The sequence below is a fragment of the Paenarthrobacter sp. YAF11_1 genome, from assembly GCF_052113445.1.
In the GTDB taxonomy this organism is placed as follows: Bacteria; Actinomycetota; Actinomycetes; order Actinomycetales; family Micrococcaceae; genus Arthrobacter.
In genome coordinates, this window is record NZ_JBFRDF010000006.1 from 20,418 (window position 1) to 46,321 (window position 25,904).

At 60.5% G+C, this 25,904-nt stretch carries 26 protein-coding genes; 12 read left to right on the forward strand and 14 right to left on the reverse strand.

The genetic code is table 11. From position 1 onward, the window contains the following. Window positions 1-30 precede the first annotated feature (30 nt). Window positions 31-1,062 carry a DUF4192 domain-containing protein gene (locus tag AB4Y77_RS11195; RefSeq protein ID WP_442013983.1) on the forward strand — a complete coding sequence of 344 codons (1,032 nt, stop codon included), beginning with the start codon at window positions 31-33 and terminating at the stop codon, window positions 1,060-1,062. A gap of 102 nt (window positions 1,063-1,164) precedes the next feature. Here AB4Y77_RS11195 and ruvA read toward each other — a convergent pair whose 3' ends face one another. Next, window positions 1,165-1,803, reverse strand: a complete 639-nt coding sequence (gene ruvA / locus AB4Y77_RS11200; protein ID WP_442013984.1) for a Holliday junction branch migration protein RuvA — start codon at window positions 1,801-1,803, stop codon at window positions 1,165-1,167. A 326-nt stretch (window positions 1,804-2,129) separates the two neighbouring features. On the opposite strand from ruvA, the gene AB4Y77_RS11205 reads away from it, so the two are divergent. Together AB4Y77_RS11205 and AB4Y77_RS11210 are read left to right on the forward strand one after the other, a co-directional pair. Next, window positions 2,130-3,536: an MFS transporter gene (locus tag AB4Y77_RS11205; RefSeq protein WP_442013985.1), complete on the forward strand. Its 1,407-nt coding sequence runs from the start codon at window positions 2,130-2,132 to the stop codon at window positions 3,534-3,536. Between the two features lie 686 nt (window positions 3,537-4,222). Continuing rightward, window positions 4,223-4,480 carry a hypothetical protein gene (locus AB4Y77_RS11210; RefSeq protein WP_442014142.1) on the forward strand — a complete coding sequence of 86 codons (258 nt, stop codon included), beginning with the start codon at window positions 4,223-4,225 and terminating at the stop codon, window positions 4,478-4,480. Window positions 4,481-4,585: 105 nt separating this feature from the next. On the opposite strand, the gene AB4Y77_RS11215 is transcribed toward AB4Y77_RS11210, so the two are convergent. The 7 genes from AB4Y77_RS11215 to glnT all read right to left on the reverse strand — a co-directional run bounded on the left by AB4Y77_RS11215 (window position 4,586) and on the right by glnT (window position 12,174). Continuing rightward, the gene (locus tag AB4Y77_RS11215) at window positions 4,586-5,203 is read right to left on the reverse strand and encodes a helix-turn-helix domain-containing protein (protein WP_442013986.1); all 618 of its coding nucleotides are present in this window, start codon (window positions 5,201-5,203) and stop codon (window positions 4,586-4,588) included. Between the two features lie 71 nt (window positions 5,204-5,274). Beyond that, window positions 5,275-6,546: an allantoate amidohydrolase gene (locus tag AB4Y77_RS11220; protein WP_442013987.1), complete on the reverse strand. Its 1,272-nt coding sequence runs from the start codon at window positions 6,544-6,546 to the stop codon at window positions 5,275-5,277. Beyond that, window positions 6,543-7,682: an FAD-dependent oxidoreductase gene (locus tag AB4Y77_RS11225; RefSeq protein ID WP_442013988.1), complete on the reverse strand. Its 1,140-nt coding sequence runs from the start codon at window positions 7,680-7,682 to the stop codon at window positions 6,543-6,545. Before AB4Y77_RS11225 ends, AB4Y77_RS11220 begins: the two co-directional genes overlap by 4 nt. Next, window positions 7,682-9,055, reverse strand: coding sequence for an FMN-binding glutamate synthase family protein (locus tag AB4Y77_RS11230; RefSeq protein WP_442013989.1), 1,374 nt, complete (start codon window positions 9,053-9,055; stop codon window positions 7,682-7,684). The genes AB4Y77_RS11225 and AB4Y77_RS11230 overlap by 1 nt, the downstream gene beginning before the upstream one ends. A gap of 9 nt (window positions 9,056-9,064) precedes the next feature. Further along, window positions 9,065-9,790 carry a protein glxC gene (locus tag AB4Y77_RS11235; protein ID WP_442013990.1) on the reverse strand — a complete coding sequence of 242 codons (726 nt, stop codon included), beginning with the start codon at window positions 9,788-9,790 and terminating at the stop codon, window positions 9,065-9,067. 56 nt (window positions 9,791-9,846) lie between these two features. Next, window positions 9,847-10,755: a glutamine amidotransferase gene (locus AB4Y77_RS11240; protein WP_442013991.1), complete on the reverse strand. Its 909-nt coding sequence runs from the start codon at window positions 10,753-10,755 to the stop codon at window positions 9,847-9,849. A 36-nt stretch (window positions 10,756-10,791) separates the two neighbouring features. Then, window positions 10,792-12,174 carry a type III glutamate--ammonia ligase gene (gene glnT / locus AB4Y77_RS11245; protein ID WP_442013992.1) on the reverse strand — a complete coding sequence of 461 codons (1,383 nt, stop codon included), beginning with the start codon at window positions 12,172-12,174 and terminating at the stop codon, window positions 10,792-10,794. Window positions 12,175-12,392: 218 nt separating this feature from the next. Between glnT and AB4Y77_RS11250 the strand changes: the two genes are divergently transcribed. The 5 genes from AB4Y77_RS11250 to AB4Y77_RS11270 all read left to right on the forward strand — a co-directional run bounded on the left by AB4Y77_RS11250 (window position 12,393) and on the right by AB4Y77_RS11270 (window position 16,625). Then, window positions 12,393-12,773 carry a cupin domain-containing protein gene (locus AB4Y77_RS11250; RefSeq protein WP_442013993.1) on the forward strand — a complete coding sequence of 127 codons (381 nt, stop codon included), beginning with the start codon at window positions 12,393-12,395 and terminating at the stop codon, window positions 12,771-12,773. Between the two features lies 1 nt (window position 12,774). After that, on the forward strand, window positions 12,775-13,278 hold the full coding sequence (locus AB4Y77_RS11255) for a dimethylamine monooxygenase subunit DmmA family protein (protein ID WP_442013994.1): 504 nt from the start codon (window positions 12,775-12,777) through the stop codon (window positions 13,276-13,278). Further along, entirely contained in the window at window positions 13,275-14,285 is a 1,011-nt protein-coding gene (locus tag AB4Y77_RS11260) for a PDR/VanB family oxidoreductase (protein ID WP_442013995.1), read from the forward strand. The genes AB4Y77_RS11255 and AB4Y77_RS11260 overlap by 4 nt, the downstream gene beginning before the upstream one ends. After that, window positions 14,282-15,265, forward strand: a complete 984-nt coding sequence (locus AB4Y77_RS11265) for a heme-dependent oxidative N-demethylase family protein (RefSeq protein ID WP_442013996.1) — start codon at window positions 14,282-14,284, stop codon at window positions 15,263-15,265. Before AB4Y77_RS11260 ends, AB4Y77_RS11265 begins: the two co-directional genes overlap by 4 nt. A gap of 70 nt (window positions 15,266-15,335) precedes the next feature. Then, entirely contained in the window at window positions 15,336-16,625 is a 1,290-nt protein-coding gene (locus AB4Y77_RS11270; RefSeq protein WP_442013997.1) for an ammonium transporter, read from the forward strand. A gap of 63 nt (window positions 16,626-16,688) precedes the next feature. On the opposite strand, the gene AB4Y77_RS11275 is transcribed toward AB4Y77_RS11270, so the two are convergent. Continuing rightward, window positions 16,689-17,099 (reverse strand): DUF3817 domain-containing protein, encoded by a 411-nt coding sequence (locus AB4Y77_RS11275; RefSeq protein ID WP_442013998.1) that lies wholly within the window; start codon window positions 17,097-17,099, stop codon window positions 16,689-16,691. A gap of 59 nt (window positions 17,100-17,158) precedes the next feature. Between AB4Y77_RS11275 and AB4Y77_RS11280 the strand changes: the two genes are divergently transcribed. From AB4Y77_RS11280 to AB4Y77_RS11290, 3 genes are read left to right on the forward strand one after another with little or no spacing between them, the layout of a single operon-like run. Continuing rightward, on the forward strand, window positions 17,159-17,689 hold the full coding sequence (locus AB4Y77_RS11280; protein ID WP_442013999.1) for a TetR/AcrR family transcriptional regulator: 531 nt from the start codon (window positions 17,159-17,161) through the stop codon (window positions 17,687-17,689). Between the two features lies 1 nt (window position 17,690). Then, on the forward strand, window positions 17,691-18,038 hold the full coding sequence (locus AB4Y77_RS11285; RefSeq protein WP_442014000.1) for a DMT family transporter: 348 nt from the start codon (window positions 17,691-17,693) through the stop codon (window positions 18,036-18,038). Beyond that, window positions 18,039-18,359 (forward strand): DMT family transporter, encoded by a 321-nt coding sequence (locus AB4Y77_RS11290; RefSeq protein ID WP_442014001.1) that lies wholly within the window; start codon window positions 18,039-18,041, stop codon window positions 18,357-18,359. It abuts the gene before it with no gap. Window positions 18,360-18,382: 23 nt separating this feature from the next. Here AB4Y77_RS11290 and AB4Y77_RS11295 read toward each other — a convergent pair whose 3' ends face one another. Both AB4Y77_RS11295 and AB4Y77_RS11300 read right to left on the reverse strand, forming a co-directional pair. After that, a complete protein-coding gene (locus tag AB4Y77_RS11295; protein WP_442014002.1) occupies window positions 18,383-19,039 on the reverse strand; it encodes a TetR/AcrR family transcriptional regulator in 657 nt (218 codons plus the stop codon). Window positions 19,040-19,309: 270 nt separating this feature from the next. Beyond that, window positions 19,310-19,909 carry a TetR/AcrR family transcriptional regulator gene (locus AB4Y77_RS11300; protein ID WP_442014003.1) on the reverse strand — a complete coding sequence of 200 codons (600 nt, stop codon included), beginning with the start codon at window positions 19,907-19,909 and terminating at the stop codon, window positions 19,310-19,312. A gap of 598 nt (window positions 19,910-20,507) precedes the next feature. Here AB4Y77_RS11300 and AB4Y77_RS11305 point away from each other — a divergent pair. Beyond that, window positions 20,508-21,005, forward strand: a complete 498-nt coding sequence (locus tag AB4Y77_RS11305) for a flavin reductase family protein (protein WP_442014004.1) — start codon at window positions 20,508-20,510, stop codon at window positions 21,003-21,005. 418 nt (window positions 21,006-21,423) lie between these two features. On the opposite strand, the gene AB4Y77_RS11310 is transcribed toward AB4Y77_RS11305, so the two are convergent. The 3 genes from AB4Y77_RS11310 to zwf form a co-directional block, all read right to left on the reverse strand. Beyond that, window positions 21,424-22,956, reverse strand: a complete 1,533-nt coding sequence (locus AB4Y77_RS11310; protein ID WP_442014005.1) for an MFS transporter — start codon at window positions 22,954-22,956, stop codon at window positions 21,424-21,426. Between the two features lie 505 nt (window positions 22,957-23,461). Further along, a complete protein-coding gene (locus tag AB4Y77_RS11315; RefSeq protein WP_442014006.1) occupies window positions 23,462-24,379 on the reverse strand; it encodes a glucose-6-phosphate dehydrogenase assembly protein OpcA in 918 nt (305 codons plus the stop codon). Next, entirely contained in the window at window positions 24,376-25,902 is a 1,527-nt protein-coding gene (zwf, locus tag AB4Y77_RS11320; RefSeq protein WP_442014143.1) for a glucose-6-phosphate dehydrogenase, read from the reverse strand. Before zwf ends, AB4Y77_RS11315 begins: the two co-directional genes overlap by 4 nt. Between the last annotated feature and the right edge of the window lie 2 nt (window positions 25,903-25,904).

A 25,904-nucleotide genomic window follows, 5' to 3' on the forward strand; every position in this document is an offset into this window, starting at 1 on the left:
AACACAACGCACGCACAAAGGAAAAGGACAATGAATGCGCTCACCATCAAAGACCCGGCAGACTTGCTGAGCTTCATCGGGCACACCCTAGGCTTCTGGCCACAAGAGAGCCTGGTCTGCATCACCCTGGACAAGGGCAAAGTCGGCGCCACCCTCCGCATCGATCTCCCCCGCCAACCCGGAACAGAACTCCCCTACGCCAGGACTGTCAGCAGCTACCTCACCAGCGACACCAGCGCGACGAGCATCGTCTTCGCCCTCTACACCTCAACCCACTGTGAACCCGGCCAGCCCAAGCCGCACGCGGCCACCATCGCCGCACTCACCGGAGTCCTCGCCGAAAACGGCATCACCATCCGAGACGGCATCTTCGTCAGCGACGACACGTACTCCCCCTACGACAGCGAACCCGTACAAGACATCAGCCTGCCCATCAGCGCCACGGAATACAGCCGCGTCAACGCCGAATTCATCTACCGCGGCAGCACCATCGAACCCACAAACCGCATCATCCTTCCAGCGCCAACCCACCAAGCGGACCACACCACCGCCGTCGAAAACCGCATGAACACCATCAGGGCGCTGCCCCCTGGTGCAGCCGCAGACCAAGCCAGCCAACTATGGACAGCCATGCTCGACAGCAACGACTTCCCCACCGACGAGGACTGCGCCAACGTCATAGCGAACTTTCAATTCCCCCACATCCGCGACCGGCTCATGGCCGACATCCCCGGCATCGACGAACCACCCCAACACATCCTCTTCGCCCAAACTGAAACCCCGCCTAAGTGGTCGCGCGTCGAGTGGGCACAACAACTCCTCCTCCACGCCTACACCAGAACCAGCCCCCAGCATGCCGCACCCATCCTCACCGCCATCGGCTACATCAACTGGTGGGAAGGCCGAGGATCCAAAGCACACCAATACATGCAGCTCGCCCTCACCGCGGACCCCGGCTACCGCTTCGCACGACTCACCGACCAAATGCTCGGAGCCGGAATCATCGCAGGCTGGAACACCAACAAAAACACCGCCTACAAAACCCACCTCGGCATGCCATAGTTTGAGCTCTGACGGGTAAGGTCCTTCTGCGGACGGACAGTCCCGCTTGAGAGCAGATAGAGGCCAGAGCATCCCAAGGTTCGCCGTCGTCCTCTCATAGGTTTAGGGAGGTCGAGCGATTGTTCCTAATAGGGCGAGGGCCATTCTTAGCAACTGCGGCACAGTGGTTTCGGCTGGATTCGATTCGAGCTCTCTAATCGCATCCTGAACTGCCACGTTTACCTTCTTCTTGTTCCACCCAAGTGCAACGGGGCCTGGCTGGTTGCGCTGAAAACCGATGGTGAAGGGGGCGTCGCGATTTGGGACATCTCGTTCGTCAGGGGAATCATCACGTGCAGTGCTTGCAATCATCCCAGGCCTGAGTGAACCGACTATAAGAGCTGCCGTCTTGGGACCGATTCCGGGTACCGGTCGAAACGCTCCGACGTTCGCGTTTCGGATGGCTTTGTTTAGCTCATCGGATCGGTAGACGCTGAGCGCGGCCATGGCCGATTTGGGACCTATGCCTGGGACTGCTGTGAGCCTGGCAAAGAGATCTAGTTCGACGGTGTCCCTGAAACCATAGAGCGCCAAAGAATTCTCTTTGACGCTGAAGCGCGTAACGAACGCCGATTCGGTGCCCACAGACAGCTCTTCCGCGTGCGGCACCGTAACCTCCAGAACAAGCCCAAACCCGCGTAGGTCAAGTATCACCTCGGTACCCCGAATGTGAGTTATAGATCCGCGCAGAAGGGAAATCATTTGACGACGGTACCACCACTGTAGGCCCACACATCAAATCTTGAATATATAGTAATTTTCGACCAGATTTATCGCCAATTTGCAAGTCCCGGGACAATCCGGAAATCCGCAACGCACAATTACTTGGTGATTTTGAATCCACCGCGGTGAGGTATGATTGATTCCTGCCGAAGTTACGAGAGCTTCGGGGGGTCGGGTGCCAATAGGCGCGGAGATCCGAGGCTGAAAACCTCCAGAGCTTTCCTACCAAGAAGCCTGGAGGTTTCTTTTTGTCTAAACTCATGCGCTCTCACGCTGCCCGCTGGTGGGCACTTAGTATTTTGGCGATGACAGAATTGGTGGTTGTACTCGACACGACCATCGTCACCATCGCGCTGCCCCAAGCACAACAAGAACTGAGTTTGCCTGACGGACAACGCCAGTGGGTTGTAACAGCATACGCTTTGGCCTTTGGCGCCCTCCTTCTCCTTGGCGGGCGGATCGCAGACTATTGGGGTCGTAAGCGGACGTTCATGGTCGGCATGCTCGGCTTCGGGCTTGCCTCCACCTGGGGCGGATTAGCCCAAGGCGGAATCGAGCTCATCGTCGCCCGCGGAGTCCAGGGGGCGTTCGCGGCCCTTCTTGCGCCAGCCGCCCTGGCCATGGTGACAGTAATGTTCCCCCACGGTCGAGAACGGAACATTGCATTCGCGATCTTCGGAACCGTCGCAGGCACAGGAGCAGCGATCGGACTAGTCCTTGGTGGCGTTCTGACGGAATTCGCCAGCTGGCGTTGGTGCCTTCTGGTCAACATCGTTTTCGTAGTACTCGGAATGGTCGGAGGCGCCATACTCTTGAGCGAGAGCAAAGCCGACGGAAACAACCACTACGACATTTGGGGCACAATAACCGTTACGCTCGGGCTCGGATCCTTGGTCTACGGCTTCACCCTTGCAGAACATGGCTGGGGGTCTGCCGACACCGTCATCTTCATCTCCTTGGGCGTGTTATTTCTAGCCCTCTTCGTTTGGATCCAAGCACGTGTCCGGGAGCCGCTGCTGCCGTTACGGGTCATCACTCATCCGGTGCGAGCCGGAGCATTCCTAATCCAGGCGGTTGTGGGTAGCGTCATGATCGGCTCCATGCTCTACCTCACATTCCACTTCCAGCTGGTCATGGGGATGAGCCCGCTGCTCTCCGGTGTGGCCAACGTGGCGATGACTGTCGTCATCATGGCATGTACACCGTTGGTGACCAGGGCACTAAATACGTACGGTCCACGCCCACTGATGATCTTGGGTCCGTTGTTCTCCGCCGCGGGGTTGTTCTACCTCACCGGCATCACCCCAACTGGAAGCTACTTCACAGAGGTCCTGCCGGCTTTGGCCCTTCTCGGCATCGGTCTGTCGATGCTCTTCGTCCCGCTCCAGAACCTATCCTTGACTGGCGTGCAGGCAGAAGACGCAGGCGTTGCCTCGGCGACAGTGAACTCAACCTTCCACATCGGCGGCTCCATCGGTCTAGCCGTCTTCACAGTCATCCATGCCAAAGCGGTCGAAGGCTCGACATCCGCCGGCGTGAGCCAAGCCAACGCGTTCACTGATGGTTTTTCAGCCGCATTCCTCGCTTCAGGAATCGCTATGATCGCCGCATCTCTATTGGCAATACTCATGATCCGTGGCAAGAAAGACGACCTCATGCCTCAGTGGGATTACGACGAAGAAACCTCCACGGCAAAGTCTGAAATGCACTAACCATAATAGCGGGCTCACAAAAAAGAGGTGGGGCCACATTCAGCCCCACCTCTTCCAATCAGTGGCACCAAAAGCGAACCATAAACATTATTGCCCTCATGGGCAGAGGATAAAGATGCCAGCAAAAGTTCCGCAAACCTCCTCTATGGCTTCTGCAATTTGTTGAATTCGTGAGCACAACAAGAAGGCCGGTCGCTCAGGGAGAAAAATTCCCTCATCCAATCGGACAGCCCACTGGTGCCGGAGAGCGCAACGGCTCGGCCTCCCACGCGCTCAGCAGCAGACGCCCGACCTCGACCCCCAAACCCCACGCCACACCCCCGCGGCGCTCACCGGAGTCCTCGGAAAAACCAAACCGCCATTCTCGACGGGATATTCGTCGGCAACGACACCTACTCCCCCTACGACTCGGAGCGCGGCCAGGACATCAACTGGCCTCTCAGCACCACCGCGTGCAGCCAAGTCAACTCCGAATTCATCTAGTGCGGCAGCACCATCGCGCCCACCAACCAGATCACCCTGCCAGCGCAGTCCCGCGAGGCCGACGAAACGACCGCTGTTGAAAACCACCCGGCTGATATCCCCAGCAGCGACGAACCACCCCACCCGAATTATCACGCATCGAATGCGCCCAACAACTCATCCTCCACACTTACACCAGAACCAGCCCACAACACGCAGCACCGATCCTCACGACCATCGGGTACATCAACTGGTGGGAAGGCCGAGGATCCAAAGCACACCAATACATGCAACTAGCTCTCGACACAGACCCCGGCTACCGCTTCGCCGGACTCACAGACCACATGCTCGGAGCCGGCATCATCGCCGGATGGAACAGCAACGTAAACACCGCATACAAAAACCGACTCGACATGCCCAGAACCGCATCTCGAGGCGCTCGAATCAGATTGCCACGGGGTACGCGTGACACCGAAATCTGAGTCCACCGCCAGCGACGAATCGTCCGCCGTCCGTGTGTAGGATTGCCGGGGCCAGGGCACCAGAACTTCCCGGCTGATGTGCCAGTGCGCGCTGAAAGAGGCGGACTAGTGAGCCGCCACGGCGAGAAATCTGATAGGCACGTCAATCAGCAGGAGGGGGCCATGCGGCCCTTCCCCTTCAAAGACAAGCGAGTCTCCGGGGCCGAGCTCGTATTCGTAGGATCCGTGGCCATAGAGCATGCGCCCCTCGAGCACATAAATGAACTCGGTACCTTTGTGCTGGAACAGGGGGAAAACGTCCGAGGCGCTGGTCAACGTGACGAGGCTGGGCTCTATGGGGTTTTCACGACGTTTCAGGGAGCCGAGAGATCGGTACTGGTGGCCATGACGGGTTCCCGTGCGGACGGTGACGCTACCCTCTCCAGCCCTGGTTAGTGTTGCCTCACGTTCGGTGTCGGCGCCTTGGAACAACGACGTCACGGGAACATTGAGGCCCTGGGCCAAACGTTGGAGAGTGGTCAACGAACACGAGGTGCTGGCTGACTCGATTTTCGACACCATGGCCTTGGAGAGCCCCGTGCGAGTCGCCAGTTCGGCCGCCGACATACCCGCCTCCAGCCGATGGCGCTTAACCTGCATGGCGATGATCGCCTCAAGGGAGCCCGGCTCCGGAGCCTCTGAGTCTGCCGGGACCTCCGCGTTTTCGGCTTTCTCAGTTGTCATGAATCGAGTATAGGCAGGCGCGACGTCTCCCCTGCCTACGTAGGTCATGTCAGCTATCCCCCGAGTGCCTGTCATGGCATCCCTACCAGCCCTTCCACCACCTCGGCCAGTGCCTTGGCGCCAAGTTCGGCATCCCCGTCCTCCACGTGTTCCTCCGGCGAGTGGGACACCCCCGTGGGGTTCCGGACGAAGAGCATCGCGGTGGGCACGACGCCGGCGAGTACGCCGGCGTCGTGCCCGGCTCCGGTGTCCAGGATCGGGGCGGACGGAAGCAACTCCCCGAGGCGCGACCGCAGCCCCGGGTCGAAGTGGACGGTGGGACTAAGTGACTCCTCGGCCAGCAGCATAGTGCAGCCCTCCGCGGCGGCTGCCGCTACCGCCGCCACATGGATATTTTCGACGACGGCGGCCGTCACCGCATCGTCCGCGTGGCGGACATCCAGCCAGAGATCTACCGCTGAGGCGATGACGTTGGTCCCACCGGGCACCGGGACGATCCTCCCGACCGTGGCCCGGGCACCGACATAGCGGAGGGCGCAATCACGGACAGCTCTAATGATCCCCGCTGCGGCCACCATGGGGTCATGCCTGTCCTCCATCAAAGTGGTACCAGCGTGGTTACCTTGTCCACGTACTGTAAGCCGCCATCGGCCGTGACCGAGGATGGAAGAGCCTACTGCCAACGGCTCGTTCAGATCAATCAGTCCCCGGCCCTGTTCGACGTGCAGTTCGATGAAGGCTCCCATGCGGTTGAGCGTTTCAGGATCGTGGCCCATGTACCGGGGATCCAAGCCGGCAGCGGTTGCAGCGTCCGCGAACGTGGTTCCATCAGGATCGCGGAGGTTCCGGGCCTTGTCCGGATCGATGGCGCCAGTCAGCAGTCGGGAACCAAGGCAGGCAACGCCGAAGCGCGAACCTTCCTCTTCAGGAAAAACAGCGAGCGCGACAGGTTTTGCGGGTGATAGGCCCCGTTCACGCAGAATATCGACTGCGATCAGCGCCGATGAGACTCCCAACGGTCCGTCAAACGCGCCACCTCCGGGGACCGAGTCGAGGTGGCTTCCGGTGACTACCGCGTCTTTCCGGTCTCCGGATGGCGTGTCCCACCATGCCCACAAAATGCCATTCCGGTCGGTTTCCGTATCCAAGCCACGTCGCTGCGCCTGCTCGAGGAACCACGTCCGCAAGTCGTTCTCGGCCGTTGAAAAGACGGACCGAGTGTACCCGCCGCGGCTTGGGTCACGGCCAGTGTCCGCGATGTTCCGCATAAGGCCAGAGACCGAAGTATTGGCGACGGAGCTGCTTCCGGCACCCGCCGCCGTCGTACGCTTTACCGCCGTCATGCCGACCGTCCCGCCGCCGCAAGGGTGGGGCGGAAGCGAAGCGGCACGTCGGCGGCTCCGGTGGCAAGGTCGGCAGCGAGGTGGCCCAGAAGCGGCGCAAATTTGGCACCGTGGCCACTGCATGGCGAAACGACTGTGACACGGTCGGTGGTGTCGATGACGAAATCCTCCGTGGGAGTGTTGGTGAACAGGCAGGTGGTCTCGGCGTAGGGTTCTGGTACCAGGCCGGGAATGTACCGCTTGACGTAGTCGATGATGCGGGCACGGTGCGAGGAGTCGATGACGCCGTCTTGTGAGGCAGCGTCCCGAATGACCTTGCCGCCGTTGAATTCAGCCAGCTTCTGTCCACGAAAATCCGCGTCGCGCCCTCCGGGGAGGCCGTACGTTTGCATGCCGGGCCGTTTATGGATGAATGTGGGCCACAGGTCTTCCGGATCTTTATAAGGAAAGTGAAATGCAGTTTCCTGCATGATGGTGAAAGGTGGCAGCGCAGCCAGGAACGACGTCGGAAGCTCCAGTCTGCTCAGCAGCCCGGGCAGCCAGCCACCTGCGGCCGCTACCATGTGGCTTGCCCCCAGTTGTTCGCCGCGGTCGTTGGTGAGCACCAACCCGGCGCCGAACCGTTGGGCGGATACGAGCGTCCAATCCTGATAAAGCCGCGCACCCAGCCCGACGGCGGCGTCCACCATCGTGTGGACCGCACGGTCGGCGTCAATCACCCCGGCGTCTTGGTGCCAAAGCACCTCTGTGTCGAAATCGAACTGCGGCCAGCGGGTGGCCGCTTCCCCGGCCGACATGAGTTCGTGGTCAATTCCGACCCCGGTGAGCACGGCGGCAAGTTCGCGTGGTTTACGTTCCTGCCCGTAGTCCACACAACCACTGGGTGTGATGAGGCGTTCTCCCGCCAACCGGTCCAGTTCCTGCCATCCGGCCAAGGACTCTTTGACCATGGCCGCGTAGTGGTGTTGGGCGTACGCGTAACGGAAGATCCGGGCGGAGCCGTGGGAGCTCCCTTCGGGGTTTGCCGGTTTGTGGCGTTCTACGATTGCTACTTGGTGTCCCCGCATCGCGAGTTGCCACGCAGTGGCGGCACCGGCGAGGCCGGCACCAACCACCACATAGTCGAAACTGTCCATCAGAAGCCCGCTCCGGGGGCGCCCGGAATCCACGACGTTCCTGCCAAGGGCACCCGGGCCATCGCGGCGGATTCGAGTGTCAGCGCCACGAGATCTTCGGGCTCCAGATTGTGCAGGTGTGCTTTTCCGCAGGCTCTTGCGATGGTCTGTGCTTCCATCGTGAGTACTCGCAGGTAGTTGGCTAGGCGGCGTCCTCCTGCGACGGGATCCAACCGTGAGGAGAGTTCGGGGTCCTGGGTGCTGATGCCCGCGGGGTCGCGGCCGTCCTGGAAGTCGTCGTAGTAACCGGCTGCCGAGCCGAGTTTGGCGTATTCAGCGGCGTAGCGGGGATTGTTGTCACCGAGCGCGATCAGCGCGGCAGTGCCTATGGCGACAGCGTCCGCGCCCAAAGCCATGGCCTTTGCAACGTCGGCCCCGGTGCGGATGCCCCCGGAGACGATGAGCTGGACCTTGCGGTGCATGCCGAGCTCCTGAAGAGCTTGGACTGACTGTGGAATCGCGGCAAGGGTGGGAATGCCGACGTTTTCGATGAACACCTGTTGGGTGGCCGCGGTTCCGCCCTGCATGCCGTCCAGGACCACAACATCTGCCCCCGATTTCACGGCGAGCGCGGTGTCGTAATACGGACGCGACGCGCCAATCTTGACGTAGATCGGTTTTTCCCAGTCGGTGATCTCACGCAGTTCGGCGATTTTAATTTCGAGGTCGTCCGGACCGGTCCAGTCCGGGTGGCGGCAGGCTGAACGCTGGTCGATGCCGATGGGGAGCGTCCGCATGCCGGCCACGCGTTCAGTGATTTTCTGGCCGAGCAGCATGCCTCCACCACCCGGCTTCGCACCCTGCCCGAGGACCACCTCGATAGCGTCGGCCTTCCGCAGGTCATCGGGATTCATGCCGTAGCGCGAGGGCAGATATTGATAGACGAGGTTCTTCGATTGGCCACGCTCTTCAGGCGTCATGCCGCCGTCGCCGGTTGTGGTGGAGGTGCCCACAGCACTGGCCCCGCGGCCGAGCGCTTCCTTGGCGTTGGCGGACAGCGCACCGAAGCTCATGCCGGCGATCGTCACAGGTGTCTCCAGGCGCAACGGCTTGGACGCGTAGCGGTCACCGAGCACGACGTCGGTCCCGCACTTTTCGCGGTACCCCTCCAGCGGGTAGCGGGACATGGACGCACCGAGGAAGAGAAGGTCGTCGAAGTGTGGGACCTTGCGTTTGGCGCCCCAGCCACGGATGTCATAGATGCCGGTTTCAGCGGCGCGTTGGATGTCCGCGATTGTGGCCCGGTCGAAGGTTGCGGATTCGCGCAGGCCCAGGTCTGCTAGTGACTGTGTTGGTGCCGTTGCAAGGGTTTGGTCGGGAGCGGTGAGGGTCATGGCGGTCTCCTAGTAGGCGCTGGAGTTGTCGACGTTGAAGTGATAAAGGGTGCGGGCTGAGCCGTACCGGGTGAAGTCTGCCGGGTCGTCGTCCCGTCCGGCTGCCCGGAGTAGCTCCGTGAGTTCGTCCAAGTTCTCGGCGCGCATGTCCTTGGCGATGCAGTCGGCACCTAGGGAAGCGACCGTTCCCTTGACGTAGATGCGGGCCTCGTAGATGGAGTCACCCAACGCTTCGCCAGCATCGCCACAGACAACCAGGCGCCCGGCTTGTGCCATGAATGCGGACATGTGGCCGATGTTGCCGCCCACCACGATGTCGACGCCCTTCATGGAAATCCCGCAACGAGCGGAGGCGTTGCCATCGATGACCAGTATGCCGCCGTGAGCCGTGGCACCGGCGGATTGGGAAGCGTCTCCGGTAACGTGCACTTTCCCGGACATCATATTCTCTGCGACCCCCACGCCGGCGTTGCCGTGGACGGTGATGCGGCCACCTTGATTCATGCCTGCAGCGTAGTAGCCAGCGTGGCCGTTAATGTCGACGTCAATCACTGCGTTGATGCCCACCGCGAGGCTGTGCTTACCGCCGGGGTTTTCCACGACGAAGGACTGGCCCTCCGTTGCCTGGTGGACGGCCTTGTTGAAGGTGCGGACGTCGTCGAGTTTGAGGTCGAACACGTCCGGGGGCGTTGTGGCGTACCCGGCGCCTGAGCTGGTTTCAAGGGTGGTGGTCACGGTGGACTCCTTTGAGGCTAAGGGGATGTTGGCGTAGGTTGCACAAAAGCTGCGACTTAGAGCGACCAGGTGTAGACGCGTCCGGGCTCCGGTTCAAAGATCCGCGCGTTCTCGATGCCCGGGAGTTCTGCCAGCGCCCGGAATTCAGAGGCCATGGCTACCCAATCGTCAGTTTCTGCGATGATGGCCGGCTTGCAAGCGATGGGGTCTCGCACTACTGCCATGCTGTCGGCAGTAGTGACCACCAGAGTGTAAAAGCCGTCAAGGACTTTGCCCAGGTTGACCAGGGCTGCTTCGAGGTCGTCGCTTTGCTGAAGACGGTGGGCAACGTAGCGGGCGCCCACTTCGGTGTCATTTTCGGAGTCGAACTGGACTCCGAGGCGCTTGAGTTCCCGGCGTACGGAGGCGTGGTTGGAGAAGGACCCGTTGTGGACCAGGCAGAGATCGTCTGCCACGGAGAACGGATGCGAGCCTCCAGCCGTGACAGCAGATTCGGTGGCCATACGGGTGTGGCTGACGGCCTGTGAGCCGTACATGCCGTCCAGTCCGTGCCGTTCTGCCACGTCCATAGGGTGGCCCACGCTTTTCATGACTGTTACCCGCTCGCCGCGGCCTGCGACCACAACTCCGGGGCTGGCGTGGGTAACGGCCGCTGCCAGCTCCCCCGCTGGTACCTTGGCCGAGACCAAGGTGGTGTCACCGACGATCTTGACGCTGGACTTCGCTCCCTTGGGAAGGAGCCCGGCCAGGAAGGTGTCGATCTCGGTGGACCGGATGTTCAAGTCCGCGCCCAGAAGGCTCAAGGTCGATGCGCCCTCCGTTGTCAGTTGGGGGTTGTCGTAGATGGCCAGGCCAGCAGAATCTGGTCCGCGGTCAACAATTTCGCAGAGCATGGTGGAGAGCAGCGAGCCCATCTGGGGGCGCAAACCTGGATTGCGCAGCTGCAAGGCGGCGATTCCGCACATGGAGTATTCCTTTTCTTGGTTGTCGTGGCGTAGGGTTCAAATCGCGGTCAGATACTGGGCGATTTCCCAGTCAGTGACCTGGTTGTGCCACTGGAAGAATTCGGTTTCCTTGGCTGCGGCGTAATACCGCCCCACCTCTTCCGAGCCGCATAGGGCAGAGAGCATCACGGGATCATCGCGCAGGGCTTGCACTGCGTGGAGCAGCGTGGGCGGAAGAATGGCGGCATCTGCACGCCGCTCCCCCGGTACGCACGGTGCGCCCGGGTCCAGTTGGTGCTCCATGCCATCAAGACCGGCCGAAATGACCGCAGCGATGGCAAGATACGGATTCGCGGAACCATCGCCGGAACGCAGTTCGATACGGTGGGTGTCCGGGACGCGGATCATGTGCGTGCGGTCGTTGCCGCCGTAGGAGGCTTTGTTGGTTGACCACGTAGCTCCGGACTCCGTCGTCGTGGCACCAGTGCGCTTGTACGAATTGACCGTCGGGGCGAGGAACGCCTGAAGGGCAGGTGCATGGTCCAGGATCCCCGCCAGGAAGCTGTAAGCGGTACCCGACAATCCAAGTCCGCGGTGGTCTTCTCCCGTAGCAGGAAATAGTTCGTCTTTGCCAACGCCGTCCCATAGCGATAGATGGAAGTGCAGTCCGTTGCCCGTTCGGTGGGTGAAGGGCTTGGGCATAAAGGTCGCCACCATGTCTCGTTGCTCCGCAAAGATGTTCAACAGGTATCGGAGGGTGACCACACGGTCTGCAGTAATGAGGGCATCCGCGTAGTCGAAGTTCTGCTCAAATTGGCCTGCCCCGTCCTCATGGTCATTGGCGTAGTTGCCCCATCCCAGGTTGTTCATGACGTCCGAAACTTCCGTGAGGTGTTCATACATCCGGGTCACACCCCGGGCGTCGTAGCACGGGTGCGCGCCGTCGTCTTTGGCATCAGCGGTGGCGAGCGCACCGTCATCGCCCTTTGTCACCAGGTAGTACTCGACTTCGGCGCCGACCTTTGCGGTCATGTTCAGTTCGGCGAGCCGTGCCAGGGCCTGCTTCAAAATAACCCTTGGTGCGAAGGGCCACGGCTTACCGTCTACGTGGGGATCGCAATGCACCAGGGCCAGGCCCGGGCGAACAGCATCCAGCGGAGTGAAACTGGCGGGGTCCGGCACGGCGCACAGGTCGCTGTCTTGGGGGTTCTGCCCCACCAAACCCGCAGCGTAGCCGGCAAAGCCGAGCTTCCCGGCCTCGAGTTCAGCCACCGCCGCTGCGGGGACCAGTTTGGCACAGGGCTTTCCATTCATATCGACGAAGGTTGCCAATATGAAGCGGGTACCGTGCGCAGCCACCAACTCTGCCAAGGGAGCCGGGGCGTCATGCTCGAAGGCGGCCAGGTCCTCTGCGGAGTCTGAAACGAGTGCTGTCATCATGCATCCAATCTTTCATATCCGTTCCCTGTCAGGAAACTTGGTTGAATACAGTTACTCATGCCAAGTGTTTCAGCTCAACGCCCTCCATGTAAAAACCATGTTTCGATCGCAAGTCCTTGCTGTATACCCAGATTTAACAGGCCGGTAACCTCCCAGGGTTGAATGTGAGTGATCGTTGTTTCACGTTAGTAACCATCTCTCAGTAACAGGAGACTGAAATGGACAGCACCCTCATGGGCTCCCACACAACCGCCGGAGCGATCCACAAAGTGGAAAACGGATACGCCGGCCTGCCGAGTATGGAAGTGCCCGGAGCTGAAGCCTTCATCGGCGACTCGCTGGCCAACCCGCTGGGTTCGTCGATGTGCGCAGGATTCTTCGAGCTTAAGAAGGGCGACGCCCTGGTGTACGAGTACACCTACGACGAGATGAAGGTAGTCGTACTCGGCGAGTTCATACTGACTGACGTCTCCACGGGCGAAACGACTGTGGCCAAGGAACGCGATGTCCTCTTTTTCCCCAAGGGCACCACCGTCAAATTCGAGACCACGGACCAAGCCCTGGGATTCTTCGTCGGCGACCGCACCTTCGCCCCCTGACATGTTGCGGCACACGAGCGTTCCGGGGGCGACATCACCCGCGCCCCCGGGGAGGGCTACGGAATTGCTGGCCCTGTCCTTCGGCCTCGAGGGTCGGGCAGCGGCCGACAGATGGTTTGCACAGGCCGGTTCGTCAGTACGCCGACGCCACGTTGCCACTGACGAAGCAGACGAAGTAGCTCTCCGCATTCTGAGGGGCCATCTGCGCTCGGCAAAGATCGGACTCCGCATCCTGATTGCAGGACCCCAAACCCAAGTACACAGTGCAACAGCAGTTGCAATGGCGGAAGGACTGATCGGCGAAGAGATTGCCCAAGCCGTGACTAACCATCAGGAGAAGAACGTCTACTGTCCACACTGCCGGACCACAACGGTGACGGAGCAATGTGTCGGCAACGTTGTTGAGTGTGTTGGGTGCAGCCGCTCCCTGGAGATCTACCACCACTTCTCTCGCCGCACCGCGAGCTACCTCGGCTTCATGAACGACGCGGAGGCGATTCTATGAACACGCAGTTGGCGAGCACCGCGGACGAACCAACCACCGCAGACCGATCCGCAGCGGTCTCAACCCACTTGGAACTGGTGGTGGCTGACGCCACGTATCTCACCCAGGACATACGCGAGATCGTGCTACGGGATCCGTGCAGGCAGAACCTGCCCAGCTACGCCCCTGGCAGCCACCTGGTGATCGAATGCGAGGGGCATGCCAACCCCTATTCGCTCACAGGCTCTGGCGACAGCCCGGCAGAGTACCGCATCTCAGTCCTCCATTGTCCGGATGGGCGGGGTGGGTCATCGGCCGTGCACCGCTTGGGGCTGGGCGAGAGAGTCAGGGTCTCCCTGCCTCGCAGCGCCTTCCCGCCGGTCGCATCAGCCCGGCACCACTTGCTGATCGCCGGGGGCATCGGCATCACCCCTACCCTGTCGCATCTCCGGGCCGCCGCTTCCTGGGGCAAGAGCGCTGAACTGCTATACACGTACCGTCCCCAGCAAGCGGCGCATCTGGACGAAATCCGTGACTTGTGCAAGAGAACACCTTCCCTGTCATTGAGGGAGTTCGCTGGACGGAATTCCTTTCGCGATGGCCTCGTAGAGGCCTTGGGCCGACAGCCCCTTGGAACTCACCTCTACGCCTGCGGGCCGCAGAACTTCATGGAATCCGTGATCGCCGAGGCCAGGAAGGCATGCTGGCCGGAGTCCCGTCTTCACATTGAAGCCTTCGGCACCGCCAACCTTGACCCCGGAAAGCCCTTCACTGTCCACTTGGCCCGCACTGGCGGCTCGGTGCATATACCCTCCGGCACGTCCCTGCTCGAAGCGTTGCAAAAGTCGGGAGTATCCGTGCCAAATCTCTGCCGCCAGGGCGTCTGCGGGGAATGCCGCATTCCCGTGAAGAAAGGACGGCCCCAGCATCGCGATCTTTACCTTAACGAGCAGGAGAAAGCCTCGAATGCGACCATCATGTGCTGCGTCTCCCGCAGCCACGAACCAGAACTGGAGCTGGACATATGAGTACAGGCCTCCCTACTGCCTTTGACCACCGGCTGGCGCGGTTTCCGTTCCCTTTTCCACGGGAAAAATACCGCTACAGTGCAAACGTCGAACCCGCCCAAACGCTGGTTGGAACAGCTGCCGGGGAGTGGGGCGATAGGCTGATCGAAATTGACGCGGACTACCTCCACGAGTTGTCCGCTCGACGGTCCATCCTGGCCGCCGATCCAAGCCGCATCGCGCTCCTTGACCACATGCGCCCGGCAGCTTGGGACGCACTGCTCACAGTGCTGGAAGCCTTGTCCACGGAATATCCGGAGCACATGGCGCTCAGCCGCTCCGGTACAACGTGCCGATGGGTCAACACACTGCTCAACGAAGATCTGGAATTTGCGGTGGGGGACGATTCGTCCATCCCAGGCGGCCCGCTCCGTTTCCTCTCCAGCCAAGTTCAGGAGGACATCGTTCTGCTGGATCAGCGAGAAGACGCTTTATGGCTCGACGGCGGTGTAGTCACCTTCGCCGCCGACTGGTCCATGGGATTTGACGTTGGAATGCGTTTCCTCGAAGTTCATGGACCTGTCCCCCGCATCCATGAGGAACAGATCATCACCCGTGCACAACAATTTCTCATGCGGCTCCAAGCGGGTCAGAACTACCGACGCACAAACTGGACCATGACAATTGACCGGCGCTTGGACACCTCCACCGAGACATACCCGGCGTGGGGGCACGACCGTACCCGTATTGCCGAAGACCCGGCCCTGCACGAACGACTCCATTTGAGGGTCGAAGTCCAGCACCTGGTACGGCTCCCCCGGTCGGGCGCACTCATGTTCCTGGTCCGCACCTACCTGGCATCCCTTGAGGAACTGGCCACTATTCCCGCGTGGAGGCAGCGCCTTGGCAATGTCCTGGCCGAACTGCCTCAGGACATGGCCGACTACAAGGGCATCAGCAAGTACCGCGAAGCGGCCGCCCGATGGTTACTCGAAGCCTGATAAGCACTTTTCTCATTCCCTTCAACAACAACCTTTGCATTGAGATCGATTTATTGAGATCGGAGCTCTCGTGGACACTGGAAATACTGCCTGGATCCTGGCCGCTGCCGCCTTGGTCTGCATTCTCATCCCTGGCTTAGCCCTCTTCTACGGAGGCATGGTTGGCTCGCGGCGCATCTTGAACATGATGATGATGTGCTTCGGCGGCGTCAGCATCGTGGCCGTCCTCTGGGTCGCCTTTGGCTACTCAGCCGTTTTCGGCAACTCGATCGGCGGCCTCGGACTGATCGGCGACCTCACGCAATATCCCGGCCTCGAACAATTGCTCGCCGAAAATCCGGACACACCATTGCCAGCAGCCCTGTTCGCCGCCTTCCAACTTTTCTTCGCCGGCATCACCACCGCCATCATCGCTGGTGCCGCTGCGGGACGGATGAAGTTCGGAGCCTGGATGCTCTTTGCCGGACTGTGGTCTACCCTCGTGTATCTGCCGGTTGCCCACTGGGTCTTCGCACTGAGCTCACCTGAAGGCACCGTCACTGGTGGATGGATACTTAACGGCCTCAAGGCGATCGACTTCGCCGGCGGAACCGCAGTGCACATCAACGCCGGCGTCGCGGCCCTGGCCTTGTCGCTGGTCCTGGGGCGCAGCGCAGGATGGCCGAAGAGTGAGCATGTCCGCCCGCACAGCCGTCCTTTGGTTTTGGTGGGCGCCGGCCTGCTCTGGGTCGGCTGGTTCGGCTTCAACGCGGGCTCGGCTCTCGCGGCAGGAAACGCGGCCGGGGTCGTGTTCCTCAATACCGCCGTCGCAGGTGCCGCCGCCCTCTTGGGCTGGATCGCCGTCGAACGCTTCCGCCTTGGCCGGGCCAGCAGCGTAGGTGCCGCCTCAGGCTTGGTTGCGGGCCTTGTAGCCATCACCCCTGCATGCGGTGCAGTAGGTCCGCTGGGCGCGATCGCAATCGGGGCAATCGCCGGGGCAGTGTGTTCCCTGGCCGTCGAATGGAAGTTCCGTCTTGGTTTCGACGATTCCCTTGATGTTGTGGGTGTCCATCTGGTTGGTGGGGTCATTGGAACCCTGCTCATAGGCATCTTCGCAACTGAAGCTGCTCCGAACAAGACGGCGGGCCTGCTCTACGGCGGCGGGTTCGGCCTGCTAGGTACACAGGCTGTAGCGACGGGAGCCGTGCTGGTGTATTCATTTGCTGTCACTTGGATCGTTGCGAAAATCGTCCAAGTCACCATCGGCCTGCGGATCCGTCCTGAAGACGAAGTGCGGGGTATCGATATCGCCGCCCATGCGGAAGAGGCTTACGTCATTGACGAAGAACCCGTACGGCTCGGATCCCCGTCACGCACTTAACGACGTGCCGACCTACGGGCGCTTCACAAATCGGGTGATGCTGGATGACGCGGGCTCGCACGTTTAGCTTTTCGAAGCGGATGACGGCATTGGGGCGTAGGGACGACCACCACTGCGGGAGCTCCGCCACCCAGCACGAAGCCTTCCAGTGCGTTCCATCCAGAGATCGAACGGGACACTGAGGAACGGCAGGACCGACACGACAAGTCCTGCCGGGAGCGCCCACCAGGGCCAGCGGAATCGGATTGCTGCAGCGATGGTGGCAGCAACAACCGCCAACCAGACCACGCCGTGGATCCATCCCCAGATGGTTACGCCAAAGGGATTCCCACTAAGTGGGTATTTGATGATCAACGCTGCGATCAACCCCGCCCAGCTAATCCCTTCAGCCAGAGAGGCCGAACGGAATGCTCGACGAAAGAACCGTCCTGTGCTCAACGATTGAGTAGTTACGTCAATGGGGCGAATTGTCATGGTGTTCCTTAGGGTTTGTGGTGACCCCAGCCTACCTTCCGAATGGTAGGCTTGATTTCATGATGTCGGATACTCGAAATCGGATCCTCGAATCGGCCCTGGACTGCCTTCGCGCAGGAGAATCCATAAGCCTCGATTCTGCAGCGCGGCGTACGGGCCTGACCAAAGCTGGCCTCATGCACCATTTCCCAACCAAGGAAGCTCTCATGTTGGGCTTGGTGGACATGGTGGCGAACCGATGGGAGGAAGGGCTGAAGGCCCATCTGGGAACCCCGGTAGATGAGGCCTCCCCCGCGTCGCGCATAAGCGCTTATGTGGATTACGCGATCAGTGGAGAGTTCGACGAATCGGACATGGTAATCCTCAGCGATCCCCGCCTGCGTCAGCCCCTGGCCGAGAGGTGGGTACAACAGATGCATCGGTGGGTGGCCCTTCCCGCAGACCTTCCGCCTTCCCTTCATGGCAACCTCACTGCTGCCAGGCTCATAGCTGACGGCGCCTGGTTCGCGAGCTCCACAGGGGTCTTCGCCCTTACCGCAACAGAAGCGGGTCAAGTGCGCGCTGTCGTTAACAAACTATTGGAGAACTGACGTGAAGAAATGGATCTTGCTAGCCTGCGCAATTGTCAGTGAGGTTTCGGCAACCCTGTCGCTGAAAGCCGCCTTGGACCATCCAGTCTGGTACGTAGTGGTAGCCATCGGCTATGTCGCCTCTTTCATATTCCTTTCGTTTGTCCTTCGTGAGGGCCTCGCCCTAGGAGTTGCCTATGGGATATGGGGTGCCCTGGGGGTGGCGCTGACTGCCATCTTGTCTTCCGTCTTCTTCGGCGAACCGCTCACGCTTGTGATGACATTCGGCCTGCTCCTCATCATCGGAGGAGTCCTGTGCGTGGAGATCGGCTCGCAAAAAGCCAAGGAAAAGAAGGAGGTCGCTGTCTAAATGAGCTGGATATTTCTTATTGGAGCCATCCTCAGCGAGGTCGCGGCCACCCTGTCCCTCCGGGCAAGCATCACCGGCCGCAGGGCTTGGTACGTGGCAATCGTTGGTGGCTATCTCCTTGCATTTGCCCTACTCTCCCTCGCACTGGGAGAGGGCGCGCCTCTCGGCGTTGCCTACGGCATCTGGGCAGCTGCCGGAGTCGCCTTGACCGCGATCCTGAGCAAATTCGTGTTCAAGGAACCGCTGACCTTACTCATGCTTGGGGGAATTGCCCTAATCGTAGGTGGCGTACTCCTGGTGGAACTTGGGGCCTCCCACTAATCAGAGAGGCTGCCTTATGCGTGTCACTGGTCGGCTGACTTGCCTGCACGCAAAGAGGACCGGCCATCATTGGGAATCACTGCAGCGACCGGGCCGCTTTGATTCCAGATGGCTTCAGCACCAAGCCGAACGGTTCGCATGATCACCGCCCGGCGCCTCCATGCGAGGTCCGGATCTACGCCGGATATCAGCCTGTCAAGCCCCGGAAGTACGGTCCATGCCCCGCAGAGACTGAGGATGGTTATGAGCAAGTCAGCCGCATCCTGGCGTGCAGTGCCGGGAAGTGCGGACTGAATACCGCCAACCATTGGGGCAAAGTTCGCTACGCGGGCGGAGAGGCCGACGACTTCCACACCACGCTCCAAACCCTCCCAAAACAAGAGCCGCGGCGCAGTGGCGTCTCGCTGATGGCAGTCAAATAATCGACCCGCATAATCAGCAATTGCTTCTGGCCCGATGCCTTCGATGCGGACGTCATCCGCGCCAGCGCTGATCGCTGAGACGATCACCGCATCAAAGAGCGCGCTCTTGTTGCCGAAGTACTGGTAGATCCGCTCCTTGTTCACCCCGGCTTCCGAAGCGATTCGATCAATGCGCGCCCCCGCCAGTCCGCGGTCACAAAACTCCGTGGTTGCCGCTCTAAGCAATAGCCTCTTGGTTCGCTCTGTGTCCCATGCCATGGAACCCCCTAAAAAACAGCAAGCAGTCGGAGCCGCCCCCGCCCGGATTGCACCCCAAAACAACAGGCGTCAGCACCGGCGAGCTCTCGCCACCAGGGCTGATCTGCCCAACATCCACCAATTGGTGGTAACTGTATACAGATTAGCATCGGTGGGCTACAACCGCAGTGAAGTTTCACTTGAAGGCGTAAGAATCGTTCGCAAGTGCATGCAGGTGCGCCGAGTCGGAGCGAGTTGCAAGCGCCCTGACGCGGGGGCGCCTCAGTCCACCTAGGCGGGAGTGACAGCCATCGGCAGGGTCGACTGGATCATCCTCACGGATGTGTCGAGCATTCTCATACCCGATCCGTCGTCCAATGTGAGCCACTGAAGGGCAAAGCCGTCAAGTGCCCCAATGACCAAGCGCGCGAGCATCTCGACGTCAACGTCTGACTCGTCTTCCCTACGCACCTCCCGGAGAAGCTGGGCGCAGAAATCCAGGCCCCGGCGATACGCACGACCCGCAAGGTGACTGGACTCGGGATTCCGGAGAGACCAAAAGGCAAATTCGTACAGTGTGATCTGGATGTCACGGCCGCTGAGCATCCACTTGGCAAAAGACCGGACGATGTCCTCAATCCCTTGATGCAGGCCCACGCCCGGCGTTACATCTATGTTTGTTAGCCCCGTTGACGATGCATATTCGTAGACCGCCTGGAGCAGATCTTCCTTAGTAGCGAAGCAATAGTGCAGGTTTGCAGCTGGAAGGCCTGCAACTTCAGCTATCTTGCGGGTCGTAGCCTTTGCCATCCCCTCTCGACTAATGACCTGAACGGCGGCTTCGATGAACTGCCGGCGGCGAAAAGCGGCCGGCTGGTGGTCATTTGCCATGGGTTCCTCCAGTGCGTCAGGGCATCGACTTCCAGCGTGGCGGGAAGCGGCTTTCTTTGCTGCAAGTGTAGCGCCCCATTCACAAGGCGGCGGACCGTCGAATCTGGGCATTCGATCAGACCGTGTGATCAAGTATATCCAATCACGCCCCATACGACGGGCCCATCCATGTCCACTGAACGCCAACATGGCCCCTTCATTCCGCCCGTGAGTCCGCTGCAGAGCCCCCTGAGAGCAATAGTTCCTTCGGGATGGCAGCTTTCCAAAATTTTTTACGGTTCGAATCATTGTGTTTGTGAAATGTGCCACGTTAGACTTGGGCAGGCGCTCAGGTTTGAGCAAGGACGCACAGAAGGGAGCGCGCAGCAAGTGCATACGCGACAGGAGAGGCGGCTGCTCATGCGGACCAACCACAACGGGCCAGACGTCTCAAGCCAGGCCCGACGCATCAGCTTCGATTCCACCCGGCGCCCCTCCACGAGGCCCACACGCGAAATGCCGCCGAGCCCGGCCCAAAAGTACCGGGCCTAACGGCGGAAACAAATCAATTGAAGGTTTGCCCACTTCACCAGAGCTCTTTCGAAAGGATCAGTCGATCATGTTGACAACTTATTCCCCCGATTCCGCACTTCTGCGAGAAACTTTCTCCTGCTTTCCTTCAGGTGTGGCGGCACTGTCCGCTGAGGTTGGCGGTCAGAAGGAAGTTCTGGTGGCCTCGTCATTCACCGTCGGCGTTTCCATGGATCCGCCATTGGTAATGTTTGCTGTGCAGAATTCGTCCACGACTTGGCCGTTGCTCCGCCAAGCAGATCGGATCGGAATCTCCGTGTTGGGGAACGCCCATGCCTCTGCTTGTCGGCAACTCGCCGCCAAGGACCGTAGTGGACGCTTCACCGGAATAGACGTGCTCACCACCGACGGTGGCGCCGTCCTTATCGGCGGATCGCCTGTGTGGTTCGAATGTTCCATCCATGCCGAGTATGCTGCCGGCGACCACACCGTGGTACTGCTCGAGATCAAGGCACTGTATGCGGACAAGGCGGTTGACCCCTTGGTATTCCAGGGCTCCCGCTTCCGCCAGTTGGAAGTTGTCTAGTGTGAGCTTTTCCTGAACCTCGGCTACCTACCGCAGCGCAGTCAAAGCCCGAGGGGATCAGTAGCCTGACTTTTCCAGGTCAGGCTACTGATCCCCTCGGGCCTTCGGGGCGAATTCCGAGTCTTGGCCTCACCGGGTCCTGACACGTGGATTGGTTGATGCGCCCTAGACGATCCCCTGTAGGAAGTGCCGGCGATGGCCCCTCTGATTCGGTTCTTTTCCATCTGTGCTCTTACTTAACGTCACTGGGCTACATGCGCCTGGACGAACTGATGGCCGCGCCATTGCGCGGCCATCAAGGTTGAGGATACATGTACCCGTGCGAGGAAAGCTGTGGTGCAAAGCCAACCCCAACCAGCGACGTACCGCTGGTTGGGGTGGGCAGACGCCTGGGAGTTCCCAGTGACGCGCCTTTCTCTTAGTTCTTCTTCTGCAGAGCGGCCTGCACTGCGGTCTCGTTGCGTGTCACGATGTCGATAACGATGCTTACCAGCAGGGCAGCTCCAGCAAAGAGCGTGCAGGCAAGGACACCGTTTATCGCGGTCGCAGCCCAGTCTGCCGCCACAAAGGGGCCGACACCATCGCCAGGCCGAATAGCCAGCACAATGAACACAACTGCGGCACCGATCGCGCCGCCCACTCGCTGAGCTGTCACGGCCGCGCCGCCTGCTGCACCCGCGTCACTAGCCTTGACGCGAGCCAGAATTGATGCGGTGTTAGGTCCGAAGAACAAGCCGCTCGCCGTCCCGGCAACAAGAAGCGGCACGACAAGGGCCAACAACTGCACTCCCGGAACGAACGCGACCATGGCCCATACCGACCCAGTGCCCACGAAAAGCAGCACCAGCGCAACTGTCACCGCGCGACGTCCAACAAGCGCTTGGAACCTGTCGCTTATCAACCCACCAATGATGCCTCCAACAGAAAGGGGAAGCGTCAAGAGCGCGGCAGCGGCTGCAGATTCCTCCCGTCCCCATATCCAGAGGGTGTTCAATGCAATGAAGATTGACGCAGTGAAGCTTGCGAAGGCAAAGATCGTAGCAAGCAGTCCCAGAGAGAATTCAGGCAGCCGGAAAAGACTGAATCGCAACAACGGGAACCCGCCATTGTTCTCCAGCCGACGTTCCCAGAGGGCAAACGCAGCAGCGGCGAGAACAGCTGCACCAAAGCTCAGCGTCGACCACTCGGGCAACGTTCCAGAGCTTGACTGAATCAGTGGAGTAAGGAGGCCGATGCAGAACAGGGACAGGAAGAGGACTCCCAACCAGTCGAACCGTCCTTGTACATGCGTAATTGAACGCGGCACGTATCGGGTTGCGAAGAGAAGGGCAATCAGGCCGATCGGGACAGTCACTCCCAGGGCGAGACGCCAGCCAAGTGCGTTGCCGAAACCATCGACGATCCATGCACCGACGAAGGGGCCGAGCGTCGTACCAACGCCCGTTGCGGCCAGTAGAAAACCGAAGGCACGAACTCGCTGTCGGCCCGCGAACAAGACCTGTATCAAGGCGAAAACCGGGGCAACGACTGCGCCTCCTGCGAGACCATGTGCCACACGGGAGAGAATCAACTGGAAGTCGTCGACGGCCAGAGCGGAGGTCAAGGCCGTTACCACATACGCCGCAAGACCGACGATGAACACAAGTTTGTGGCCGTAGCGGTCCCCTAGGCGACCCGCGGGGATGAGGGCAAGGCCGTATGCCAGCGTGTAGCCCGCTACTACCCATGACAGCGTTGATGCGGAAGCGTTCATGCTCTCGGAGATGGCCGGGACCAGGATGTTTGCGACAGACGCATCGATCAGGCCCATCAAGATCCCGGCCAGCAGGACGCCAAGGGCAATCCATCGGCGCACCGTCGATAGGGTCCCGATGATTGAGACGCCTTCAGCTAATTGATCATTGTCACGTTCGCGGGTCACCGCAGCAGCGCCCTCTTCACTAATACTCATGTTGCCTCTCCTCTAGTACTCATTTTGCCTCTCTTCTTCGTTGAAGATTCAGCAGCTCTGTGGTTGGAGTGTGGTCTAGGACGAAGAGTACGCCCGGCCGGATTGTGCTGGACAGTTCGGAACTCGTGACCCGAAATTGCTCTGACCTGGGTTAGACCGGATGCCCTGCTGAAGGGACGTTGCGACCTAAAAATGTTCGCTACGTCACACAACACCCTAGGTCGCTAACTGTACACACTACTGATCCCATTGGGATAGATCTGCATGCACGTTTAATTCAAAACATCTTTAATGTCCGCGCTTAGCAGGCGGAACTAATGCGGATGCGCCACTTTCTGGCCGCACAGACTGTATTCACTTTGACTTCAGTGTTCGTGAAAAACGAATGACACGGCTCGCCGCCAACTTCCATGGGCCTGACACGACGTGCATACAGTGCGCGATGGATGACCCGGAAGGGTAGGAGCGAAGCTTCCTCAGCCACGCCGAGACGCCGCCGGGGCTGCTAGGAGAATACGGGCACTGACAGGCTTCTGACCACGGATCCGAAGGTTTCGTCGGGGTCGAGCCGGCGGAGTTCCTCGGCGAGGCAGTCTTTGAGGCTGCGCCGGGGAAGTGTGACGCGTTGTATTGGCTGTCCCGGCTGGGACAGTTCAGCCCCTGAGCGGCCCGGCCGGGACAGGCGGACTTCCCCCACGTCACGGCGCAGCCGGACACTGCGGAGCCCCTCCCCCGACCGTCCGGCAACAAGCGTCACCGGAGCGTTCAGGGAGACTTTTAGCCAGGATGCAAGCAGCAGGGTACTGGCCGAATCCATGGCACCTTCAATCTCAATCGCCGTGACAGGTTCCGGGCCCGCTTCATCCATGACTGCGGCGAGTTGCATACGCCAGTTGGTTAGGCGGGTCCAGGCGAGGTCGGTGTCGCCGGCTTTGTACGTGGCGCGGATGTTCTCCAACGCCCGGCGGGGGTCGGGTTCGTTGGCCGAGTCGGTGATGCGTCGGTGCGCGATCCGGCCGATCGAGGTTTCACAGGCGCTTTCCGGGGCGCCGTGCGGCCACCACGCCACGATCGGCGCGTCCGGCAGGAGCAGGGCCGCAACGAGGGATTCGCTTTCGTGGGCCATGTGCCCATGACCGCGCAACACAATGACTTCGGACGCTCCGGCGTCCCCACCCACCCGGATCTGCGCGTCGAGCCGGTCCGGGCCTTCCACCCCGGCGTCGGCCAGGACAATGATCCGGCAGGGGTGTTCCCGGCTGGCTTCATTGGCGGCCTCGATGGCTTCTTCTTCCTGCCCGGACTTCGTCACCACCACCAAGGTCAACACACGCCCCAGGGCGATCACACCGCCTTGCTCGCGCAGGGACATGATCTTCTTGGAGATCTTGGAGGTAGTGGTATCGGGAAGATCTACAATCATGGCCTTCTCCAGGTTCGTCCGTCACGGGCCAGCAAGGCATCGGCCGAAGCCGGCCCCCAACTGCCCGGTGCGTAGGGTTGCGGTTGTTCATCGAGCCCGGCCCAGTATTCCTCGAACGGGTCAAGGATCTTCCAGGACAACTCCACTTCCTGATGCCGCGGGAACAGCGGCGGCTCACCCAGCAACACATCCAGGATCAGCCGCTCATACGCTTCAGGGCTGGACTCGGTAAAGGAATGGCCGTAGCCGAAGTCCATGGTCACATCACGGACTTCCATCTGCGTGCCCGGAACCTTGGACCCGAACCGGATCGTGGCACCCTCATCAGGCTGGACCCGGATCACCACCGCGTTCTGACCAAAGTCATCCTCACCATGATCACGGAACAGCAGGTTCGGTGCCCGCTTGAACACCACCGCGATCTCGGTCACGCGCCGGCCCAGCCGCTTACCGGCGCGCAGGTAGAACGGCACACCATTCCACCGCCGGGTGTTGATATCCACCCGGATCGCCGCGAACGTCTCGGTCTTCGAATCAGCCGGGATGCCGTCCTCGTCCAAATACCCCAGGACTTCCTCCCCGCCCTGCCACCCACCGGTGAACTGACCCCGCGCCGAATGCGTGGACAAATCCTCGGGGAGCTTGACCGCGGCGAGGACCTTTTCCTTCTCCGCCCGCAAATCATCGGCATTAAACGAAATCGGTTCCTCCATCGCCGTCAGCGCCAGCAACTGGAGCAAGTGGTTCTGGATCACGTCACGGGCAGCACCCACACCGTCGTAATACCCTGCACGCCCACCCGTACCAATATCCTCGGCCATGGTGATCTGGACATGATCCACATAATTGGCGTTCCAGAGCGGTTCGAACAACTGGTTCGCGAAACGCAACGCCAGGATGTTCTGCACCGTCTCCTTACCCAGGTAATGATCAATCCGGAACACCGCATCAGCCGGGAACACCGACTCCACAATGTCGTTAAGCTGACGTGCCGACTCAAGGTCATGCCCAAACGGCTTCTCAATCACCACACGACGCCACTGCCCCGGCTTCGCCTGCGCCAAACCATGCTTGGACAGCTGCCGGCAGACCTGCTCAAACGCCTTGGGCGGGATCGACAGGTAAAAGCCGTGGTTCCCCCGGGTACCGCGGGTCTCATCCAGCTCATCAAGGACATCACCGAGGCGCTCAAAAGCGTCGTCGTCGTCGAACTCGCCCTGAACAAAGCGGATGCCGGAAGCGAGCTGTTCCCATACTGCTTCGTCGAACTTGGTTCGCGCGTGGGCCTTGACGTTTTCCTTGACCTCAGCCGCGAACTCCGCGTTATCCCACTCCCGACGACCGAAACCCACCAAAGCAAAACTCGGCGGCAACAACCCACGGTTAGCCAGGTCATAAACCGCCGGCATCAGCTTCTTACGGGCAAGATCACCAGTGACCCCGAAGAACACCAACGACGAAGGCCCGGCAATGCGGTTCAGGCGCCGGTCGCGCGGATCCCGCAAAGGATTCCGCAACGGCATCC

What these genes read in the sequence shown, in the direction of transcription:
- AB4Y77_RS11290 (WP_442014001.1), top strand. Translation starts at nt 18,039, where the DNA reads ATGAGCTGGATATTTCTTATTGGAGCCATCCTCAGCGAGGTCGCGGCC.
- AB4Y77_RS11280 (WP_442013999.1), top strand. Translation starts at nt 17,159, where the DNA reads ATGATGTCGGATACTCGAAATCGGATCCTCGAATCGGCCCTGGACTGC.
- AB4Y77_RS11305 (WP_442014004.1), top strand. Translation starts at nt 20,508, where the DNA reads ATGTTGACAACTTATTCCCCCGATTCCGCACTTCTGCGAGAAACTTTC.
- AB4Y77_RS11240 (WP_442013991.1), bottom strand. Translation starts at nt 10,755, where the DNA reads ATGTGCGGAATCGCCGCCTTGCAGCTGCGCAATCCAGGTTTGCGCCCC.
- AB4Y77_RS11315 (WP_442014006.1), bottom strand. Translation starts at nt 24,379, where the DNA reads ATGATTGTAGATCTTCCCGATACCACTACCTCCAAGATCTCCAAGAAG.
- AB4Y77_RS11295 (WP_442014002.1), bottom strand. Translation starts at nt 19,039, where the DNA reads ATGGCATGGGACACAGAGCGAACCAAGAGGCTATTGCTTAGAGCGGCA.
- AB4Y77_RS11220 (WP_442013987.1), bottom strand. Translation starts at nt 6,546, where the DNA reads ATGACGGCGGTAAAGCGTACGACGGCGGCGGGTGCCGGAAGCAGCTCC.
- AB4Y77_RS11250 (WP_442013993.1), top strand. Translation starts at nt 12,393, where the DNA reads ATGGACAGCACCCTCATGGGCTCCCACACAACCGCCGGAGCGATCCAC.
- AB4Y77_RS11260 (WP_442013995.1), top strand. Translation starts at nt 13,275, where the DNA reads ATGAACACGCAGTTGGCGAGCACCGCGGACGAACCAACCACCGCAGAC.
- AB4Y77_RS11225 (WP_442013988.1), bottom strand. Translation starts at nt 7,682, where the DNA reads ATGGACAGTTTCGACTATGTGGTGGTTGGTGCCGGCCTCGCCGGTGCC.
- AB4Y77_RS11275 (WP_442013998.1), bottom strand. Translation starts at nt 17,099, where the DNA reads ATGACAATTCGCCCCATTGACGTAACTACTCAATCGTTGAGCACAGGA.
- AB4Y77_RS11310 (WP_442014005.1), bottom strand. Translation starts at nt 22,956, where the DNA reads ATGAGTATTAGTGAAGAGGGCGCTGCTGCGGTGACCCGCGAACGTGAC.
- AB4Y77_RS11255 (WP_442013994.1), top strand. Translation starts at nt 12,775, where the DNA reads ATGTTGCGGCACACGAGCGTTCCGGGGGCGACATCACCCGCGCCCCCG.
- ruvA (WP_442013984.1), bottom strand. Translation starts at nt 1,803, where the DNA reads ATGATTTCCCTTCTGCGCGGATCTATAACTCACATTCGGGGTACCGAG.
- zwf (WP_442014143.1), bottom strand. Translation starts at nt 25,902, where the DNA reads ATGCCGTTGCGGAATCCTTTGCGGGATCCGCGCGACCGGCGCCTGAAC.
- glnT (WP_442013992.1), bottom strand. Translation starts at nt 12,174, where the DNA reads ATGATGACAGCACTCGTTTCAGACTCCGCAGAGGACCTGGCCGCCTTC.
- AB4Y77_RS11205 (WP_442013985.1), top strand. Translation starts at nt 2,130, where the DNA reads ATGACAGAATTGGTGGTTGTACTCGACACGACCATCGTCACCATCGCG.
- AB4Y77_RS11300 (WP_442014003.1), bottom strand. Translation starts at nt 19,909, where the DNA reads ATGGCAAATGACCACCAGCCGGCCGCTTTTCGCCGCCGGCAGTTCATC.
- AB4Y77_RS11195 (WP_442013983.1), top strand. Translation starts at nt 31, where the DNA reads ATGAATGCGCTCACCATCAAAGACCCGGCAGACTTGCTGAGCTTCATC.
- AB4Y77_RS11265 (WP_442013996.1), top strand. Translation starts at nt 14,282, where the DNA reads ATGAGTACAGGCCTCCCTACTGCCTTTGACCACCGGCTGGCGCGGTTT.
- AB4Y77_RS11230 (WP_442013989.1), bottom strand. Translation starts at nt 9,055, where the DNA reads ATGACCCTCACCGCTCCCGACCAAACCCTTGCAACGGCACCAACACAG.
- AB4Y77_RS11215 (WP_442013986.1), bottom strand. Translation starts at nt 5,203, where the DNA reads ATGACAACTGAGAAAGCCGAAAACGCGGAGGTCCCGGCAGACTCAGAG.